Origin of the sequence: Cellulophaga baltica (assembly GCF_900102165.1) — a bacterium.
GTDB lineage: Bacteria > Bacteroidota > Bacteroidia > Flavobacteriales > Flavobacteriaceae > Cellulophaga > Cellulophaga baltica.
Genome location: NZ_FNBD01000006.1, coordinates 24,940 through 45,885, shown reverse-complemented (window position 1 = coordinate 45,885; position 20,946 = coordinate 24,940). Strand labels below are relative to the sequence as shown.

Below are 20,946 nucleotides of genomic sequence, written 5' to 3'. Positions count from 1 at the left end.
TTATGAAAAAGATTATTGTTTTAGTAGCACTTTTCACCTCTGCCCTATCTATGGCGCAATCTTCCGCAAAAGCAAAAACTTTGTTGGATGATGTGTACAACAAGGTAAAAAGTTATGACAATATTTACGTAGATTTTAAATATGCTTTAAATAATAAAGAAGCAAATATCAACCAAGAAACTCGCGGTGATGTTACGATGAAGGGCGATAAGTATTTATTTAACTACTTAGGCTCTCAGCAGTTGTTTGATGGTAGTAAAGTGTATACTATTGTTCCAGAAAACGAAGAAGTAACTATTGAAGCGAAATCTACGGAAGAAAATACCATCACTCCTTCCAAAATGTTGACTTTTTACAAAAAAGGACATAATTACGAGATGGACATTCTTCAAACTATTCAGGGTAGAAAAATTCAGTTTGTAAAATTGACACCTATAGATACTAATTCTGAGATTAAATCTATCCTTTTAGGCATTGATGCAGAAACAAAACACATCTATAAATTGATTGAAACAGGTAAAAACGGAACTAAAACAACCATCACTGTTAATTCTTTTAAAACAAATCAAACTTTATCAAAAACCTTATTTACATTTGATGAAGCTAAGTACAAAAAAGAAGGCTATTATATCATAAGGAATTAAGCATTGAGAATATTAGACCGTTATTTATTAAGTAGATTCTTATACAATTTCTTCAGCTCGTTTGCAATATTGATGCTCATCTTCATATTTCAAACGATTTGGCTGTTTATAGACGATTTGGCTGGTAGAGGCTTGGATATTATGATTATCCTTAAGTTTCTCTTCTATATTATGCCCAATCTTATGGAGAAGGTACTTCCGTTGACGGTGCTTCTAGCCTCAATTTTAACCTTTGGTTCCATAGCCGAGAATTATGAATTTGCCGCAATGAAAGCCTCTGGTATTTCTTTGCAACGGTCTATGCGACCTTTAATTATTTTTGTTTCCATTTTAGGGATTGTGGTATTTTATTTTGCCAATAGCGTCATCCCTGCTTCCGAACAGAAAATATACAACCTCAGAAAAAATATTGGACAAGTAAAACCCTCTACAGCCATTGTCGAAGGTGCTTTTAGCGATTTAGAAGGTACCAACATGAATATGAAGGTAGATCGTAAATATGGCGATAATGATCGTTTTCTAGAGAATGTTATCATCCATAAAAAATCTAATAACAGCATTAATAATACGGTTATTAAAGCCAAAACTGGCGAATTGGTCAGTAGTGAAGGATCTGATATTTTAAAATTGGTTTTAAGAGATGGCCATTATTATGAGGACATCGAAAAAAAGAAAACTTCTGAAAATAAGAAATTCCCCTTTGCTAAATCGAGTTTTGAAGTTTATACCATCAATCAAGATATCTCTAAATTAGACGTTAATCTTGAAGAAGATAGAGCGGTAACTACAGATAAGATGAAAAATGTAGTTCGGTTAATTAAGGATGCCGATTCTATTAAAAAGAACAACCTGTCTATTATAGAAACTTTTTCTAAGAGTATTCACAACCGCGCAGGAGCCTTTGCTGTATTATCAAAAAAAGACAGTGTAGATCGGGCTAATTTTGTACCGGTAAGTAAAGATTCTTTACGCTTACAAAAAGCCGTTTTTGACACGCTTACTATCGTGAATTTATATCCAGCATATCAAAAGAGTCAGATTTTGAATGCGGCAAAGAATACCACTACCAATATTATTGCTTCTGTAAGCAGTAAGAAAGATGAAATGGATAAACGCTATAAGATCTACAATATGCACATTGTATCGTTGCATAAAAAGTTTGCTTTGGCCTTATCCTGTATTGTGTTATTCTTTGTAGGGGCACCTTTAGGGGCTATTATTAGAAAAGGCGGATTAGGGTTACCTATGGTTGTTGCCATTATCTTGTTTCTAACCTATTACTTTATTGGTGTATTTTCTGAAAACTATGCTAAGGAAGGAAACATGAGTCCTATTATCGGAGCTTGGGCATCTACCTTAATTATGCTCCCCTTGGGAATCTTTTTAACAAAAAGGGCTACAGAAGATAAAGGATTGATAAGTTTTGGAGTCGTTATAGACTTCTTTAAAAATGGTTTTAAAAAATTAATGCCTAGTACAAAATAAAACATATGGACAATATGAGGAATCTAGATGCTATAGAAGACGCAATTATCGATATTAAAAACGGTAAAGTTATTATAGTTGTTGATGACGAAAATAGAGAAAATGAAGGCGACTTTTTAGCCGCTGCAGAATTGGTTACTCCTGAAGTAATCAATTTTATGGCTTCGCAAGGTCGTGGACTTATTTGTACCCCTTTAACTGAAAGCAGATGTAAAGAGTTAGGCTTGCCTATGATGGTCACCAACAACACAGACCATATGGAAACCGCTTTTACAGTATCTGTAGATTTACGAGGTAAAGGAGTTACCACTGGTATTTCTGCCGGAGATAGAGCCAAAACCGTACTATCCTTAACAGATCCTGAGACCAAACCTTTTGATTTGGCGAGACCAGGGCATATTTTTCCTTTAGTGGCGAAAGAAGGTGGCGTTTTACGTAGAACCGGCCATACCGAAGCAGCTATAGATTTTGCCCGATTGGCAGGCTTACAACCCGCTGGTGTTATCGTGGAGATTATGAACGAAGATGGTTCTATGGCGCGCTTACCAGAACTAATGGAAGTTGCTAAAAAACACGATTTAAAGATTGTTTCTATCGAGGCTTTAATTGCCTACCGTATGGAACACGATAGTTTAATAGAGAAAAAAGAAGACTTCACTATTACCACTCGTTTTGGAGATTTTAGATTGCGTGCTTACCAACAAACTACAAACGATCAAGTACATATTGCTTTAACCAAAGGCACTTGGAAGAAAGACGAAAAAATTCTTACGAGAATTAATTCTACTTTAGTGAATAATGATATTCTTGGTACGCTCACCAACAATCCTGATAAGAAACTTGAGGATATGTTTAATGCGATTAATGCCGAAGGTAAAGGTGCCTTTTTGTTCATCAATCAAGAAAGTCAGTCTTTAAATCTTTTAAATAGATTATCAGACTTGAAAGCACTACAAGCCAAAGGAGAAATGAAAGCGCCTAAAATTGAGATGGATGCCAAAGATTTTGGCGTTGGTGCACAGATATTACACGACCTTAATATTTCTAAAGTAAAACTACTAACCAATACCATACAGTCTAAACGTGTAGGTATTATAGGTTATGGATTAGAAATTATCGAGTACGTAAAATACTAAACTAATACTGCTTTAATAGCGGCAATCATCGCTTTTGCTCTTGCCTGCACCTGCTCTTCTGTCCAACTTAATTTAATTAAGCAAGAAATGGTGCGTGATAGTACTTGATCAGAAGCAGAAAAATCTTTCGCTTCAGAAGTATATACCGCGCGCTCTATGGTTTCAGAAAACTGATTTAAAGATTTTAGTTCTTTTAAATGATCCCATTTTGTGTGGTAATGCCAGTTGTTATCATACCAATAAAAAGAAGCATCTACACCGTGCTGCCCTAAAGAGGTATGTGCCGTTTTTGCTAGTTGTTCTGTAGGAAGAAAGAAACTTATAAACGAATAATTCTGAACCCCACCTTCTGGTATTTTTCGAAAGGTAATTTCAGGGATGGTTTTTAATGCGTCCTCTAAAATTGTATAATATTTTTTCTGAGTGGCTAAAAACTCATCCAAACGTTGTATTTGCGCCACGCCTACGGCCGCATGTAGTTCTGATATTCTGTAGTTATACCCCAAAAATGGATGCCCTTCTGCTCCCCTATCTTTTCCAATGTGGTCATGCCCGTGATCTGAATAATGATCAGCATGGGTATAAAATTCTTTGTTGTTTGTAATTAGTCCGCCGCCTTCACCGCAGGTAATTGTTTTTACATAATCAAACGAAAAACATCCTATATCTCCAATACTCCCTAGCGGTTTGTTATCATAAGAACCACCAATAGCTTGGCAGGCGTCTTCTACCAGCACCAAATCATGTTTTGCACATAACTTAAGTAACGGATTTAAATCTACCATAGAACCGCACATATGTACAGGCATGATGGCTTTGGTACGTTCTGTAATGGCATTTTCTACCGCTTTAGCGTTTAAGCCAAGGGTTTCATCAACATCTACCAGAACAGGAATAGCCCCTACCGCTAAAATAGCCTCAAAAGTAGCTACAAAGGTGAATGTAGGCATGATCACTTCATCTCCAGCACCAACACCCGCACTGACCAATGCTACGCTTAAAGCGGCTGTACCGCTACTTACCAATTGCGCGTATTTTGTTTGCATACGCTCAGCCAATAACTTTTCTAATTTAACAGCCTTCCAATCGTTACGGGCTCCATCAAAACCATAACGCATGAGTACTCCTGAATCTAAAACATCATTGACTTCTTTACGTTCCGCATCTCCGAACAATTCAAATCCAGGCATATATTTTTCTATTAAAAGTTAAAAAGAATTCCGCCTGCAAATTAAGAGGATTTACAGCGTTTATCAAACCATAATGACAACTAATTATCGTTCTAAAATCATATCTTTTAACGGCTTTCTTACTTTCGGCAAAGTAGCAAACAAATCGTCTGCGGCCCTATACCCTACTGGCAGTACTAAGACCGAAGTTAAGTTTGTATCCTTTAGCCCTAAAAGTTCATCATATGTACTCGGAACAAAACCTTCCATAGGACAAGAATCAATGTTTTCAAAAGCACAAACCGTCAATAAATTCCCTAATGCCAAATACGCTTGTTTGGTGGCCCAAGCTTTTTTCTCTTCGGTAGTCATTTTTGAAAATGTAGTAATGAGGGTATCACGAAACGGATTCAGAATTTCATCACTCGTATTTCGGATGTCTTTAATTAAGTTGAAATAATTTCTGATGTAGGCTTCAGATATATCGGTTTCTATACAGAGAATTAATACATGTGATGCTTGAGCTACTTGTTGTTGGTAGTACGAGTGCGCTACTAAATTCTCTTGTAGTTCTTTATTGTGCACTACCATTAGCTTTAATGGCTGTAACCCGTAAGAGGTTGCGGTAAGATTAAAAGCTTCTTTTAGAAGGTCTATTTTCGTTTCGCTTAAAACCTTGGTGGAATCAAATTTCTTAACAGCGTAACGCCAATGTAGAGAATCTATGCTCGAATTCATTCAATAATTTTAAATGTATGCCTGGTAAGTAGTACCCTGCTTTGCTGTAAAATTACTTTTTTAAAATGATACACATTCGTAATTCGCTAAAAAATAGACTGCTAAAGCAGCATTCGCATTTAAAAGGAAAAAAATGTGAAATTTTTTTCAAAAGCAGGGTTGATATTTAAAAAAGGTTTATATATTTGCACCCGCATTCAGGGAATACCTGATGAGGCACTCAGGAGAATTGGCAGAGTGGTCGAATGCGGCAGTCTTGAAAACTGTTGAGGGTCACACCTCCGGGGGTTCGAATCCCTCATTCTCCGCTTAAAGCAAAGCTCAATATCGAAAGATATTGGGCTTTTTTATTTTAAGACATGTCAAGAACGTAGTTCTTGTAAATAGAGTAAAATAAAAAAGCCCATAAATTGCGTTAGCAATTTGAGCTTTATTGTCAGGTGTGGAGACCGAGGGATGCACGAAGTGAATCCCCTACTCTAAAAAACAAAATAAAAAAGCCCGTAAATTGCGTTAGCAATTTGAGCTTTATTGTCAGGTGCTGAGACCCAGGGATGCACGAAGTGAATCCCGATACTTGAAAAACAAAATAAAAAAGCCCATAAATTGCGTTAGCAATTTGAGCTTTATTGTCAGGTGCTGAGACCCAGGGATGCACGAAGTGAATCCCGATACTTGAAAAACAAAACAAAAAAGCCCATAAATTGCGTTAGCAATTTGAGCTTTATTGTCAGGTGCGGAAAACAAGGGATGCACGAAGTGAATCCCCTACTCTAAAAAACAAAATAAAAAAGCCCATAAATTGCGTTAGCAATTTGAGCTTTATTGTCAGGTGCGGAGATCAAGGGATGCACGAAGTGAATCCCGATACTTGAAAAAACGAAATAAAAAATCCCATAAACGTAATGCTTACATGGCTTTGTTTTTATAGGTGTTGAATTGGGTGTTGTTAATACTAATTTTAATGGATTTCCAATAAACTGAGAATCTCCAAACCAATAGTTTCATTTAACTCTCCATCTTTTAACACAGAAATAAATCCCATTTTACATTGGTGCTCTATAGTATTATGAATATCCAAAACTTTATAATAATCATCCGTCAAATAGGGTTTAAATTTATTTTCTGCATTATCCCCAGGATACAATAACATTGCGCTTTCTGCATCCCAAAAACGGCAATACGCGTACATTTGACGCAGATCACTAACGGAAGCAGAACTTTTATCAGGGCGTTTCCATTTTGTATCAATAATAAGTGTTCTATCCCCTATTCGTAAAACAATATCTGCCCTTAAACTATTATTTCCCCAGAACGATTTAGATTCTTGACCTGAAACGCTAACCTCTGTTCCAACACAAGCTTGTTGTACTTGTTTGATGATAAATTGCTCCCATAACTCATTCATATCAAACAGAAGGGATAACATCTTTTCTTTACCACTAGCAATATCTGGAGAATAATTTAAAATGATTAACCTAGCTAATTCTAAAGCATAAGTGTAACTACTCGATTTCCTATTGAGTTGAATTTTATTTAGTTCTTTTGCTATTATGGTTTTCTGATCTACTTCTGGAAAATTCAATAGTACTCTATTAGAAAGATCATGTAGCCTAGAGCCTTTGGTAAACTGAGACACAATAGCTAATGCTTTACTCAATATCTGATGCAAAAAATGATTGCTATCATAAACTTGATGCGTTGTATAAAAACACTCCTTATGCACTAAGTTATGCCGATATGCCCTGCAAATTCTAGTTTTCCTTTTAGAGCAGTGGTGTTTTTTGTTTGCTTTCTATACTGCTTTATTAATCCTTTTCGAACTAAACTTTCTACTTCAAGGAGGTATAATTCAAAATAAACTTCTAATAAATTTAGATTTTGCCTCCGTACATGCGCAGCGCCAGCAGATTTTGCTTTTAACTTGCCACATGCTTGAAGCATTTTAAGTAATACGCCTTTCCATTTAAGATCAGCATCACCTTTATCTGCTTTTGGATTTATCTCGATGGTTAAACCATCTACTTGAATGACCCCCACAAACTGATTAAATTTTATACCTTTTACTATAGGCTGAAAATAAGTGCCGTTATGATACTCATTTAATTTTAAAAGCGCATCTAAATGAGCTTGTTTAAAGCCTTGTTCACCAATAGTTAAGCGTTGGTGTTCAAAAACAGATATCGCCTTTAGAGTTTTCAAATTAATTATTATCAGTGTTAAAAATGTTTTTTACAGCTTCTATTATGCTTTCAAAAGTTACTTTCTTTAAGTGATACGTAGGTGCAATAAAATCTTCTTTACCTTCATATTTAAAACTTGAAAACTTGAGTTCTTTATTTTTCTGCTCTTCTACAAAACCCTCCCCCAAAACCAAACCAATTTTACCATAATCCCCATAAAAATATTCTTGTAACAATGGTACTATTTTGTTATTGAAAGCATTGGCCAATTCTTCTTTTGTATTTATTCCAAAAAAGTATGAATGCCCTATGGTATGGTCTCTATCTATTAATAAAGCTATACGTTCATTAATTGTTTTTAAAATATCTGCTAACTTTATGCCATCTACTTCTTCACTCTTAATAACATCATAGTTTGGCATCATTTCTTTAAACTCAAACCTACGCCGTAAGGCAGTATCTAAAGACTCTACAGACCTATCTGCTGTGTTCATTGTGCCAATTATATGTAGATTTAATGGTATTCCAAACTCTTTTTTAGAATATGGTAATTTCACTAAAATCTCTTCTTCTTCCCCTATACGTTTATCTTTTTCTAGCAATGTTATAAGTTCTCCAAAAATACCAGATACATTGCCTCTATTAATTTCATCAATTATTAAAACACTATTTTTTACAGGTTTGTTTTTAATTTCTTCCTTAGTTAACGTTGTAATCTCTTCCATCACATCATCAAATATCAAATCTTTTGGATTGTATTTAACTGTTTCGATAGAACCATTTTGACTGATTACAAAATCATAAAAATTCTTGTATACCGCAAATAACTCACAATGAATATGCCCTACCAAAGGATGAAGTTCTGCCTTTAAACTTCTCACCTCACTTGGTACAACTTCTTCTAGTAATACTCTTTTTAATTTTTCTTTTGTTACACTAAACGTATGCTGGCCCTCTTTTTCTTTTTTATTATTAGACCAAAGATATTTTACTAAAATTGAAGATTCGTTAACATTAGCTAACATTAATTCTACTCCTGTTTTTGTTTTAAATAATCCTTCTCTACTTTTTTGAAAAGGCTTTAATGTTTCAATATATTTAAGATAAAGTGTTTCAAAATCTTCACTATCACTCGAATTTAACTGTAGATATTCTGATAATGCATTTTTTATCATACATTTAAAAACACCATCTTCAATAACATACTGTACATTAGCCTCTTTCCCTATTTTTGGTTTAATCCCTTCTACAAAATCTTCATAACTCATAGATTGATGAAAGGTGGTAAAAATAATTGATCCTTCTTGAGAAAGTCTATTGTATTCTTTTTTTATAATAGAACGTTTTTGATTTAAATCAAAATCAGGGTTTACAATAGCAATGGCATTACTTATAGTTCTATAAGTTTTTCCTGTTCCCGGAGGCCCAAAAAGTATTTGGTTTAGGGGTCTCCGATAGCTAGACTTTTGGTTTATTAAAATATCTTCATCGTTGAAATAACCTTCTAAAAACTTAGTATAGTTTTCTTTTCCCAAGATAGCAGCTAATTTACCTGAATCTTTTGCGCCGTCATTTTTATAAAACAAGGGCTTATTTGCATTCATTGTTTGCTCAATTAGGCTTATTATTTCCTTGTAATTTGTAGCAGTGCATTGAAAAATATCTTTCTTGAAGTAATTTAAAGAATCGTCTAAATAATTACTCCATTTTAATTTATCATTATTAAAATAGTTAGGTTTGGATTTTTCTATCATCCAATCTATAAACGCTGATTTCATATCTTTTACATTTTCTCCAAACAATAATTCAATATCTTTTTCTCTTTTAACTTGTAGTATTGTATCATGCCAAATACCTGCTCCAGCACCTCTAGGCGCCTTTCCTTTATACAATAATCCGTTTACTTTTTGTAATTCTAATCTTTCATTTTCACTATCTTTAGACAAAACTTGAGCTTTAAAGTGCACTATTAAATCGTGCGATCCTCCATACCCCTTAATTAGAATAAAATCTCCAACCTGTATCTCCTTAAATAGTCTTCTAGCCTTTTTTGCAGCAGGTCGTGGGTCATCTATAGCATAGTCTATTGCTTGCCAATACTCCTCTTTCTTAAAAAATGATAATCTGTCGAAATTAGAATTGAATCCTAATGCCCAATATTTTACATTTTTTAAATTCAACTTCTCATTTAGATTCTCCATTAATTCTTTAAATTTTTTATTTGAAACAAACATATCTTCACAGCACCTTCTTTAAAAATAGATATGATAGCATCATAGTTCTGGTCCTGAAAGGTAAATAGTTCATTGAAGGTTGGAGATATGTACCAAGGGGCTTGTCAAAGCGTTCTCTATCTTTTTCTCTAAAACCACCTAAATCTGCTACTAGGATTTTGTAGCATTTAACTAGTTCGCTACGCTATTCCCATCATACCGCACTTGCGTGTTACAATCAAAACCATCTTCTTTTGGTCTAAAAACCAAACCTACACCCTTCGTTTTATTAACCCGGCCATTGGCATGTACAAGAGTCACAAATGCGTATTTATCGTTGCCTTGAAACCAATACCCGCTTTTAAAACGTTTTCCTGGGCCGCCGCGCTGCCTAGGGATAAAATTAAAGTTAGGGTGTGTTTCTCTATACTTTTTAAGTTGATTTAAAATAGTTTCATGGAAGGTCATTTAGTATTGCATTAATTTCATTAAGAGATTTTATTAGTATCAAAATTATTATTCCATATTTCATCATACTCGACTCTAGATAGTGGCTTATAATCCTTTGCTATATATTTCTCTATAATTTTAATTGTTCTATTTACTTGATCTTGTTCTTGCTTCTCCTTTAAGTTCATAGATTTTAAGAATGACAGGAGGTTTTTAATGCCGTCAATTTTATACTTCTCTAAAGCAACATTGTCATTCAAGTTCTTTATTAAGTGATTATGAGCCTCTTCCGAGCTGAATACCTGAACTAAGAAATCATTAGGTTGATATCCTCTAAATTCGCCTTCGGAATGATCAGCCTGATTAGATATCATATTAAAAAGATGTGTATTATAGTATAAAAAGAAATTCTTTTCTATTTCTTCCCGTAAAATTTTATTGGCTTCTAATGGTCTAATAACATTTTGTGAAGCAGTTATTTTATCTACAAGTAAATGATATCCATTTATAATTGTTGACACATCATATTTTTGTTTAATAAGTGCATTTAGTTTTGCTAACATTAAATATTCCAATTCCTTAGAGGTGAAAAAATTATTTTTATATTCTAATATGCCAGAAGTATATTTCTCTTTGTGCTCTTTTCTCTTTATATTTATATTTATATCAGATAATATTTTATCAAGATAACCGATATTACAAATCTCTAAAACTTCTTTTATCAAATCAATAAATGCGGTTCTCCTTCCTAAATAAAATTGTTTTAAACCATCATGCAGAATCTCTAATACCTTTTCATCATCTCTATGAATACCTTCTGACATGAACATGTTTAATGATAAGACTACATCTTGAAATTGTTCAATAGATTTTGCAGAATTTTTAAAAACAAAATATTTCAATTCATTTTGAATAGTAAATTCTTTCTTTAAAGGGTCATCGCCAATATCTTTTACTAACACATGTAACTTAAATTTTTCAAAGGCCTTTTGAATTTGAGTAATAGATATATTACCTGAAGCAATATTATTTCTAATATATAAATCAGTGTAATAAATTTTAGAAATACTGGTCTGATTAACTTCATAAAATTCAAAATTTCTTGAAATGAAAAGTTCGCAGAGAACTGCGTTAATAATTTCAAAATCTTGATTAGGCTTATCTCGTAATAGATCTTGGACTATTTTTTTTGAATATTCATCATAAATATAAATATCATGATTTAGGCCTTTATTTGTATTTATTTCATTTTTATCCCAAACTATTTTGCCTCCTGATAGGATTATATTTAGTTTATTTAATATTAGGTCTTGAATATACCTATACTTATAACTTAATAGTTTTAATAAAATATACTCTGATTGAATTACATCAGATACATTTTCGATAAAGCTTAAATTGAATTTGAATTCGTTAACAAAACGTTTAACGTCTCTAAAGGTTTCTAAAAAATCTAAATATGATAATTTATAAGTTGAACACGGCTTAATTTCATCTAACATTTCTCCAATATCCATATTAAAAGGAAAAAAGAAACTATTCTTTTCAAATAAATTTTTAAAGCTTTGCGATAAGTTAGCAACATCGATTTCTTTAGTTATTTGAGGAAAAGCCTTATCTATTTCTCTGTAAAGCATTTGTGTGATTAAATTTTCATCAAAAGGAAGAAGATTAATTTCTACATTAAATACTTTATCAAGATAGTTATCTTTTGGTTTTTCGATAGTTTCTACAAGATACTTCCTATCATAACCAATAATAAATATTAAATTATTAAAATCAGATAATGTTCTTATAAGTTTAAGAGTTGTTAGAATTTCATCTTTTTCCAATCTATCCAAGTCGTCCAATAAAACGATTATTTGTTTATCTGTTTTTAGAATAGATTGATTGATTCTGATAAAATATTCCTCAAGAGTTTCATTGCCGTTTATAGCATCTCTACCCATTGCTATCAGCTTACTTAATTCATTTGATGGTAGCTGCAATATCGAATCTACGTAACCCTTAAACTCAGAATTAATTTCCCCAGAGTATGGTTTTAATATATTGCTTAATTCTTCAAAAAAGTTTTCAATAATAGCATTTTCACCTTTGTTTTTCCAAACCCTATACCAAAATACAATTGTGTCAGGATTGTTTAAAGTATAATCCTTTTTAAATTTATTCAAGAAACTACTTTTACCATAACCCCAAACAGCATTTATTCCAATAGTAAATGCAATCTCTGGTTTGAAATTAGTCAATGATGACATGAGCTGTGTTAGAATTCTTTCATTGGCTAATTCTTCAGCATTAAATAAATTATCTTGTAAAAAATAGGAAGGCTCTTGACTATTATTCCTAATAGTTTTATAAATCAGGTAAATATTAATTGCAAAAATAATACTTACCAAAATGATAATATCTGCATGGTTTAACCAGCGTGTAATCTGAGTAAATTGTATTTTATCTTTTTCGAAGAATCTCAAATAGAGATAAAGAAAAAATATTATGCCTACGAAAAACGTAATATTTTTATGTGGAATATATTTTTTTTTACACGATTTAATTGATAATCCTACAAGCAAGATTGTAATAATACTATAACCTATTATAAAGGCTAGTGATTGATAATCTATAATATTACCAATTGTCAATAAAACCTTAATAATTGCATTTTTGAAAAGAAGTAATACGGCAATTACTGCAGTAAGAATGATAAGAAATCGTGTATTATAACTCTTCATATTATTAATTAATTTTATTTCTTACCATGTTAATTGTACCTCCAAATCTTAAATTCTCCTTCACAATTACAAACAAACTTGATTATATAATCATGAAAACGCTCGCCATATGTTTTATTTTCTCCGTAACCTCCATACTTGAAATTTGACCAGTTCCTGGATGGTATATCACAAAAAATATATGATTTACTTGTATAACTATTTTTTACTTTGATTTTTGCAATTATATAAATTTTACTGTCATATTCATACGCAGTGATTTCTGTTAACCAATCAGAATCTAAAGTATAACTACTCAAGTAATCTTTGCGATAACCATTGTCAATTATGAATTCTTCAAAATCGTCATAGCTTATTGATCTTCCACCAGATTCTACAGTAGCACCAGCACAATTCTTTAATGATTGCATTGCTCTATTTAATTCATCAACCCCTTTATTTAATTTGGACAAAGCTTCGTTAGCATAATTTTTCGCATTATTCATATAATTAATCAACGAATCGGGATCATCTTCGTATGATGCACTTGATAATTCATTTAATGCATTAGATAAAGCCCTTTTTGCACTATAAAAATAATCTTCTGCATCACCAGCATAATCTGCCACATATTCACAGTCAATTGATTCGGCTGCACTTTCGGCATCAGAGGCTTCGTCTTCTGCATACCCTGCTTTTGATTTAGCACTAGAAATTTCACTTTCAGCACTAATAGCGTCATATTGAGCATCTGAGATAGTTGATTTAGAAAGAGCTTGATTAATATAATATATGCCTTGTTGCGTTTTTTTAAATGGAGATCCGTATTCATCAAAAGCGTCTTCAATTTGTTCGATTACTTGGTCTGATTGACCAAACATTGTTGAAGAAAAAAATGTGACAAATAGAGAAAGTAGAATTATCTTCATATTGATTATGATCTTGGATTTATTTAATATACTCTATGACTTAGTCGTTATTTCCCATATTTAGTAATATCCTCCGCAACCATACCCAACTCTTGCTCTACTTCTCCAACGGTAACCTGCCCATTCATTAACATAGGTAATAACCAATCTCTAAGTTCTGAGAGTTTTTGATTTTGTTTTAAATTTGTTTGAATTTGAGCATGTATTGGCTTTGCCTTATTATAAAATAGCTCAATAACTTGGCCATCAGGTTTGGAAACTTGATGATTCGTAACGAACGACTCGAACAGTAAGTTTTTAATACCGCTAGTTTTTCCTTCCCAACCAAACAATACACCTTCATCATATAACCTATTCCATTCGTAAGCAAAATTATAAAGTGCTTTTTCCTCTTTTAGAGTTACTGCTTTACAAAAGTTGGAACAGATTAAGGGGTTTTCAAATCGCTCTAAAGTTTCTTTGGTAATGAAAGCCATTCTACCAGTTGATTGTGTAGGACTTCCTCCCGAAATTTCAATAATGAAATCACCTATTTCTAATAATTTATGATTGTTTTTTTCTAAAATAAAACGTGTTGGACTTTTTACCTCTCCTTTTCCGTTTAAACCATTTAAATCTGCACCGCGAATATAAGAAACCTTATTTACATAATTACCTTGTTTTTTTTCTTTCCCCCAATCACCACTTTTATCATTTTTGATCCAAGCTGAAAAAGAATCAACCTCCCAACCCTCTGGAATCTTACGTTTCAACTCGGCATTAAAAACCATTTTACCACCAGACGATTTATAAGGTTTACCATTGGCATCAGGAAAATCGAACTGTACAAACCAATAATCGTAAAGCGTTTTTGCCATCGCTTCTAATTCTTGGTTTATTTTGTTGTTGACTTCTATTTTGGCGTCTAAATCGGAAAGGACTTTGGCTATTTGTTTTTGTAATTTTAAAGATCTATATGGAAATTCTAATAACCTAAAATTAGTTGTTGCTTGCGCTAGAGCGGGAACACCAACGTGACTTTTAAAAGATAATAATCTTTTCTGGCCTTCAATAGTATGAAAATAATAAGTAAAATAAATTGGATCAACTAAATCTTTCTTTAAAGTAACTCTAAATTGGCTTTATGATATAATATAATTATCATACTTTGAATTTTCAGGAATGTATGAAATTTGTCCTAATGTTCCTCGATGTGTAATTACAATATCTCCCCTTTTCGTATTTGCTTTTTTTAAAAATTTCGCTTTTTCTTTTGAAACATATCTAAACGATTCTTCAGTAAGTTTTACGCCATTAATATTAGAACCATTCAAAACTGGAACACCATCATCAATAAAGCTGTCGACTTTAATATCAGAACCAAAAGGACCCATTGTAATTTCTTGAATCAAATCCTTCATTAAAACCATCTTTCTATTCATAATGCAAGGTTTTCAAGTTCTTCTGAATCTCTTTTTCTAAATTTTTAGACTCTTTGAAAAGCGTCCCTAAATTATTTTCAAAGTCATTCATTTTAGTAGTAAACTCTTCCGCAGTAATATCTATGTATTCAATTTTAACTTCAAAATATTGTCCTGCACTTAGGCTGTAGTTTTTCGCTTTAATATCGTCGTAAGACACCACAACAGATAAATCGTCTTTGGCTTCTTTCGCATTAAAAACATTTATAATTTCTTGTTCTTCAGCTTCGCTTAAAACGGTTTTTTGGTTTTTACCTTCTTTTACCTTGGTTCCTAAATTAGAAGCATCTACCAACACCACATCTTTAGTATTCGTTTTATCTAAAAACAAAATACTTACGTTGGTTCCTGTGGTGGCGAAAATATTAGATGGCATACTTACCACACCTGCTAGCATTTTACTTTCTACTAGTTTCTGTCTAATTTTTTTATCGATACCAGATTGTGCGGTTATAAAACCTGTAGGTACTACAATGGCTGCTTTCCCTTTGACTGTTAAGCTGTGCATAATATGTTGTATAAACAGCAAGTAAATAGCCATAGAATCTTTCTTGCTTTTAGGTATATTTGGTATGCCTGCAAAAAAGCGTTCCTTATTGGCTTTACTGTCTAAATCTGCGCTGTAATCGCTAAAATCTAGCTTAAAAGGTGGATTGGAAACTATATAATCGAACTGTTCTAATTGTCCGTTGTCTTGTTTGTGATACGGACTTAAAATGGTATTACCTTGTATAATGTTTTGTATGGAATGCACCAGATTGTTTAAAATAAGATTTAAACGCAATAAGGCAGAGGATTTTTGCGAGATGTCTTGCGAGTAAATGGTACACTTATCTTCGCCAATGGCGTGTGCAATATTCATTAACAAGGTTCCCGATCCTGCACTTGGGTCGTAACAAGTAACGTTGTTTACATCGTCGCCAGTTACCAAACAAGCTGCCATAATTTTGGCTACAGCGTGTGGTGTAAAATACTCCGCGTATTTACCCCCAGAATTGGTATTGTAGTCTTTAATTAAATATTCGAAAATAGTCGCAAAAAAATCGAATTTCTGTGTGAATATGTGTTCGAAACTAAAACCAACGAGTTTGTTTACTAAGGCTTTACAGAAGTCATCTTTTTTATCGGTTACGTATTTACTTAGGTTTTCAAACAACACCACTTTTTCTCCACCTTGTGTGAGTACCGAGAAAATATCTATGTTATCTTTGGCTACGCTTACTAAAGTTTCATCAAAAATAGCAGCAAAATTATCTTTGTTTTGTTGCTCAAATAAACGCGATAATAAGTTTTTAGGTGCAATGGTTGCGGTGTTTTCGCTTATTTGCATGGTTAGCATTTCTAAATCATCATCGGAATACTTTTTGAGTGCTTCGTCAAAGTTATCGGCTTTTGCAAAATCGGTTTCTAACTGTTTTAACTCGTAAACGTATTTATCGTTTAAGAACTTATATAGAAATACTTGGGTGATTATTTTAAATTCGTTTCCGTCATTCCCTAAACCGTAATTGGCACAGACGCTTTTAAGGTCGTCTATTAGTGCTTTGGTTTGGGTTTCAAATTGGTTTGTCGTCATTATATTTAATTCTGCATTTTTTTTAATTGGTTTTATTTCGGTTTAAGACACTAATTACTAAACGTGTTACGGTTTGCATTTCGTCTGGTTTGCTAGAAGCAATAAACAGCGTTAAACTGGCTAAGGTATCGTTATTAATAATGGGTTGTTTTTGGTTATTAAAAAGCATGTTATTTTGTTGTAAAAACTTTAAAAAACAAGCTGCTGCAATACGCTTATTACCATCAACAAACGAGTGATTTTTTACTACAAAATATAAAAGCATGGTTGCTTTTTCTTCTATGCTCGGGTAAAAATCATCGGCTCCAAATCCTTTTGCTATTTGCGCCACAGAACTCTGAAAACTTTTATCTTTTTCTTTTCCAAAAACATCAGAATCAAACTCCGTTAGCATTTGGTTAATTATCTCTTGATAATCGTCTAAACTTGGGTAATTAGCTTCTGTTGTAGTTAATCCTTTAGCGTCTAATTCTTCATGATCATAATCATCTAACAGGCTTAATCCTTTAGCAAAAGTTTCTAATATTATGTTATCTGAAGCCTTTTCTTCAATAGCTTTGCTTACCGTTCTAGTTAGAATATGTATGCCATCTTTTAATAACTTTACTTCTTGTTCTTTTTGCTCTAAACGTTTTTGGTTAATTGCATAGCCTTGTACTAAATAGTCTTTAAGTCGCTGTGTAGCCCATTGCCTAAATTTAGTAGCCTGTAATGATTTCACTCTGTAACCAACAGAAATAATCACATCTAGATTATAATATTTTACATCTTTTGACTGACTCTTTCCTTCTATAGCGCCATGTTGAGTGGTATGTGCAAAATTTGCACATACCACATCCTCATCTAGTTCTTGCTCTTTAAATATATTACGAATATGTCTACCAATAACTGTTCTGTCCCTTTCAAACAAAACTGCCAATTGCGCCTGAGTAAGCCAAACTGTTTCCTTTTCAAATTGAATACTGACTTCTATTTGGTTGGTATTAGATTCGTATATAATTATTTCATTCATTGACATCATTTGTTAACTATCGCATATTTTGCGACAGTTGCTTTTTTTTATTTTCATTAAGCAACATAACCGTTGTATTCGTTCATATATTCTTTTACAATAAGACTATTAATCCGTCTTACATCTGTAGTATTGATATCAATCTTTTGTTCTTTTTTAAATTGGCTAACAACTAAACGCATCATCATTTTTTCCACATAACTCTCGTTTTCTAATAACTTAGCGTTTTGCAAAATCTCTTTATCTACTGCTGTTTTTAATCCTTTTAAGGCGTCAAACAATTTGCGTTCGCTATCGGTTAATGGGTCTTTTTCAATTAAGCGTTTGTGTATACGTGTATATTTAGCATCATAATCGTATTTCGCTTTTAGTAATTGGTTTTCGCGTTCTAGTTTTTTAGCCTTATCATAAATAGCATTTAAGGCTTTTATGTTGGCTTCCATTTCTTCCTTGGTAACCTCGCTTAAATTTTTCTTTTTAAATAAGCGTTCTAGTTCTTCACGTAAAGAGATAAAGATAGGATCTTTCTGGTCGAAGTTTCCTGCTAACATTTCTCTTGTTTTACCTAAGGTGTTTTTCAGTTCGTCTGCCAATACCATTTCCTCTTCTTTCACTTTGGTAAAAGCAAAAATGACATCTTCTAAAGCGGTGTTTAAAATGTTATCGGTATCTACATTATTTTCTAAGGCAATTCTTGTATTTATTAAGGCTAACCTATCGTTAGTTAATCGTGCTAACACCGATAGTTTTCTGAAATCTAATTTTTCGAGTAATTCAAAATTACCAGACAAACGAATGAGGTTATATAATTCTTTTGAATTGTTTAAGACTTTAGCAATTTGACGAATTTCGGAACGTTCATTTATTTCTGAAATTTGTTCACCAAAAACAGTAGCATTGGTTGTATCGTATTTAAACAAAACATCTTTAATTTCTTCAATCTCTTCCTTTATTTCTTCAGGCTTTTTAAACAGATTAGAATAATGTTGCATTTCATCACCCAGCTCACTTTGCAACTCGTTAAAATAATCTTGATTGGTTTTATCAAACTCTTTTTGAATGTCTGCAAAATCAACAACATAACCATACTTATGCGTTTTATACGTTCTATTTACACGAGTAAGTGTTTGCAGTAGGTTATGCGATTTTATCTTTCTACCTATGTAGAGTTTCTTTAATCGCTTGGCATCAAAACCAGTCAACAGCATATTGTAAACAAATAGCAAATCTAGTTTGCCAGCTTTAAAATCGGACACCCAATCTCTTCGGTCTTGTTTGGTGCCAATATCATGTAAAATAACCTGTGCTGAATTTACTTTACTTTCCTCCTTCTTCTTGTTACCATAACTGGCTGGTTCTTCTGCTGCATGATTGAACAAAGAGGCTGTTTTGTCTGCATAAGTTTCTTGAAAAATGTCATACATCATTTTAGCTTGATCAGATGAATCACAAACTACCATACCTCCAATGCTATTATCATTCATAGAGATTCTTGCTTGCTCCATATCTTTTACAATATAGTCTAGCATAGGTTCTACAAAACGATGGTCTGAATAGAGTTTCTTTTTATCAATATTACCTTGTAATACTTTTATGTTTTCCAGTGCTTCTTGTAATACAAGCTTATAATTGGTTTCTATTTCTTCACGAATTAATCGTAAGGTATATCCATCTTTAATAGATAAATTATAGTAGTATTTATGAATATAATCACCAAATAACGTTTTAGAATTATATTCTGAACCTAATAATGGTGTTCCTGTTAATCCTATTTTAATGGAATGTTTATCCGCTAATTCCAAATTAGCTAAAAAACTACCTTTAGGATTATAACTACGATGTACTTCATCTAAAAAGAAAACACGTTGTATGCTTAAATTGTAATCATTGTTTTTTATAACATCAGGATCATCTTTAAACTTCTGGATATTTACCACGGTAATTTCTGCTTTCCCTGAATCGTTATGAATTACCTGTGTCGATTTAATATCTCTACTAAAAGCATCTCTACTATCTATGGTATGTACTTTTAAACCACGCGCATTAAATTCTTTTGCTGCTTGCACTAACAAATCTAAACGGTCTACGATGAAGTAAAATTTTGAAATAATATTTTTCTTCTGAAAATAATGTGTGAGGTGTTTTACATTAAAATATGCCAAAGCCGTTTTACCAGAACCTTGTGTATGCCAAATAATTCCTTTTTTAATGCCGTTTTCCAACTTATTCTCTATCGCTTTGGTGGCAAATAGTTGTGGATAACGCATGATGTGTTTTTCTAAGCCTTTTTCTTCCTCAACATAAGCAAAAGCATACCGCAAAATAAATTTTAAACGGTCACGTTGAAATAAGGATGTAGAAATAGAATTGGTTGCTTTATTTGGATCTTTATTAGATTGATATTCCTTCGAGTTTTTAATACTCAAAAGATTGGTGTCTTTTAATACAAAAGTCTCACCCTCTTCTGATAAAGGTTGTAACAAGGCATTTAAATCAAAGTCTTCTTCTTCTCTAAAATAATTAAATATTGGTTTTCTGTAATTTGTAGTACTATAGAAAGCCCCTTCTAACATTTGCGTATCTTCTTCTCTGTACTTCATGTTGTTAGAAAACACCATGAGCTGTGTTAAGTTGATGAACTTACGAAATTTCTTATTTTTAAATCGACGTTGCATTCTATTATGTTCGTCTTGAACTCCATTTCTGTTGTTTGGCTTTTTAACCTCAATAAAAATAAGTGGCAACCCATTTATTAAAAGAATAATGTCTGGCCTAAAAGTTTCATCATCTTTTTTATATGGCAATTCTGTAATAACATGAAACGAATTATTGTCAAAATCTTCAAAATCAATTAGTTTAATACCAGATTGATCTATTAATTTATTGTAAAAAGCACGCCCTAAATCTTCATTTTCCAAGGAAATAGAAATATCATCATATACTTTCTGAATGTCCTTTTCGGATAACTTCGGGTTTATAACTTGTAGCTGATCTTTAAAAATTGAGGTGAAAATATTGGTGTTTTCATCCCAATTACTTTCCTTTAAAGATAGGTAAGTGTACCCCAATTGTATTAAATGTAATATAGAAGGTATCTTAACCCTTGAGTCCTCGTTATGGATCATTTATTTCTAAATCTTAATTTATAATTCAGGGGGAACTTTACTAAAGTTTAAATATACTTATTAAACATAAAATTCCTACAGTTAAATAAAATCAAATATCACAAACTATCACAACATA

General features: G+C 32.4%; 14 protein-coding genes, 1 tRNA gene and 1 pseudogene. 4 read left to right on the top strand and 12 right to left on the bottom strand.

All coding sequences use genetic code 11. The annotated features are described in order from the left end of the window. Positions 1–2 precede the first annotated feature (2 nt). The 3 genes from lolA1 to ribB all read left to right on the top strand — a co-directional run bounded on the left by lolA1 (position 3) and on the right by ribB (position 3,265). Positions 3–644, top strand: a complete 642-nt coding sequence (lolA1, locus tag BLQ19_RS11380; RefSeq protein ID WP_025615130.1) for an outer membrane lipoprotein periplasmic chaperone LolA1 — start codon at positions 3–5, stop codon at positions 642–644. Between the two features lie 72 nt (positions 645–716). Next, positions 717–2,129: an LptF/LptG family permease gene (locus BLQ19_RS11375; protein ID WP_254788350.1), complete on the top strand. Its 1,413-nt coding sequence runs from the start codon at positions 717–719 to the stop codon at positions 2,127–2,129. 14 nt (positions 2,130–2,143) lie between these two features. Continuing rightward, positions 2,144–3,265 carry a 3,4-dihydroxy-2-butanone-4-phosphate synthase gene (gene ribB / locus BLQ19_RS11370; protein WP_369798363.1) on the top strand — a complete coding sequence of 374 codons (1,122 nt, stop codon included), beginning with the start codon at positions 2,144–2,146 and terminating at the stop codon, positions 3,263–3,265. Here the strand turns inward: ribB and BLQ19_RS11365 are convergent. Together BLQ19_RS11365 and BLQ19_RS11360 are read right to left on the bottom strand one after the other, a co-directional pair. Next, complete coding sequence (locus tag BLQ19_RS11365; protein WP_074538423.1) at positions 3,262–4,455, bottom strand: DegT/DnrJ/EryC1/StrS family aminotransferase; 1,194 nt, start codon at positions 4,453–4,455, stop codon at positions 3,262–3,264. The genes ribB and BLQ19_RS11365 overlap by 4 nt on opposite strands. A gap of 84 nt (positions 4,456–4,539) precedes the next feature. Beyond that, the gene (locus BLQ19_RS11360; protein WP_074538422.1) at positions 4,540–5,172 is read right to left on the bottom strand and encodes an NAD(P)H-dependent oxidoreductase; all 633 of its coding nucleotides are present in this window, start codon (positions 5,170–5,172) and stop codon (positions 4,540–4,542) included. Positions 5,173–5,395: 223 nt separating this feature from the next. On the opposite strand from BLQ19_RS11360, the gene BLQ19_RS11355 reads away from it, so the two are divergent. Further along, positions 5,396–5,480, top strand: a tRNA-Ser gene (locus BLQ19_RS11355). Between the two features lie 653 nt (positions 5,481–6,133). On the opposite strand, the pseudogene BLQ19_RS11350 reads toward BLQ19_RS11355, so the two are convergent. The 10 genes and pseudogenes from BLQ19_RS11350 to BLQ19_RS11305 all read right to left on the bottom strand — a co-directional run bounded on the left by BLQ19_RS11350 (position 6,134) and on the right by BLQ19_RS11305 (position 20,828). Beyond that, a pseudogene (locus tag BLQ19_RS11350) lies at positions 6,134–7,212 on the bottom strand (McrC family protein). Between the two features lie 163 nt (positions 7,213–7,375). Then, entirely contained in the window at positions 7,376–9,556 is a 2,181-nt protein-coding gene (locus tag BLQ19_RS11345) for an McrB family protein (RefSeq protein ID WP_217637581.1), read from the bottom strand. Positions 9,557–9,760: 204 nt separating this feature from the next. Beyond that, the gene (locus tag BLQ19_RS11340; RefSeq protein ID WP_074538420.1) at positions 9,761–10,036 is read right to left on the bottom strand and encodes a hypothetical protein; all 276 of its coding nucleotides are present in this window, start codon (positions 10,034–10,036) and stop codon (positions 9,761–9,763) included. 20 nt (positions 10,037–10,056) lie between these two features. After that, positions 10,057–12,747 (bottom strand): KAP family P-loop NTPase fold protein, encoded by a 2,691-nt coding sequence (locus BLQ19_RS11335; protein WP_074538419.1) that lies wholly within the window; start codon positions 12,745–12,747, stop codon positions 10,057–10,059. 29 nt (positions 12,748–12,776) lie between these two features. Further along, positions 12,777–13,655 (bottom strand): hypothetical protein, encoded by an 879-nt coding sequence (locus BLQ19_RS11330; RefSeq protein ID WP_139150246.1) that lies wholly within the window; start codon positions 13,653–13,655, stop codon positions 12,777–12,779. A 47-nt stretch (positions 13,656–13,702) separates the two neighbouring features. Next, the gene (locus BLQ19_RS11325; RefSeq protein ID WP_074538417.1) at positions 13,703–14,734 is read right to left on the bottom strand and encodes a restriction endonuclease subunit S; all 1,032 of its coding nucleotides are present in this window, start codon (positions 14,732–14,734) and stop codon (positions 13,703–13,705) included. 42 nt (positions 14,735–14,776) lie between these two features. After that, complete coding sequence (locus BLQ19_RS11320) at positions 14,777–15,076, bottom strand: restriction endonuclease subunit S domain-containing protein (RefSeq protein WP_074538416.1); 300 nt, start codon at positions 15,074–15,076, stop codon at positions 14,777–14,779. After that, the gene (locus BLQ19_RS11315; protein ID WP_074538415.1) at positions 15,069–16,691 is read right to left on the bottom strand and encodes an HsdM family class I SAM-dependent methyltransferase; all 1,623 of its coding nucleotides are present in this window, start codon (positions 16,689–16,691) and stop codon (positions 15,069–15,071) included. The genes BLQ19_RS11320 and BLQ19_RS11315 overlap by 8 nt, the downstream gene beginning before the upstream one ends. A gap of 22 nt (positions 16,692–16,713) precedes the next feature. After that, complete coding sequence (locus BLQ19_RS11310) at positions 16,714–17,703, bottom strand: virulence RhuM family protein/type II toxin-antitoxin system death-on-curing family toxin (RefSeq protein WP_254788345.1); 990 nt, start codon at positions 17,701–17,703, stop codon at positions 16,714–16,716. Positions 17,704–17,759: 56 nt separating this feature from the next. After that, the gene (locus BLQ19_RS11305) at positions 17,760–20,828 is read right to left on the bottom strand and encodes a type I restriction endonuclease subunit R (protein WP_074538413.1); all 3,069 of its coding nucleotides are present in this window, start codon (positions 20,826–20,828) and stop codon (positions 17,760–17,762) included. Between the last annotated feature and the right edge of the window lie 118 nt (positions 20,829–20,946).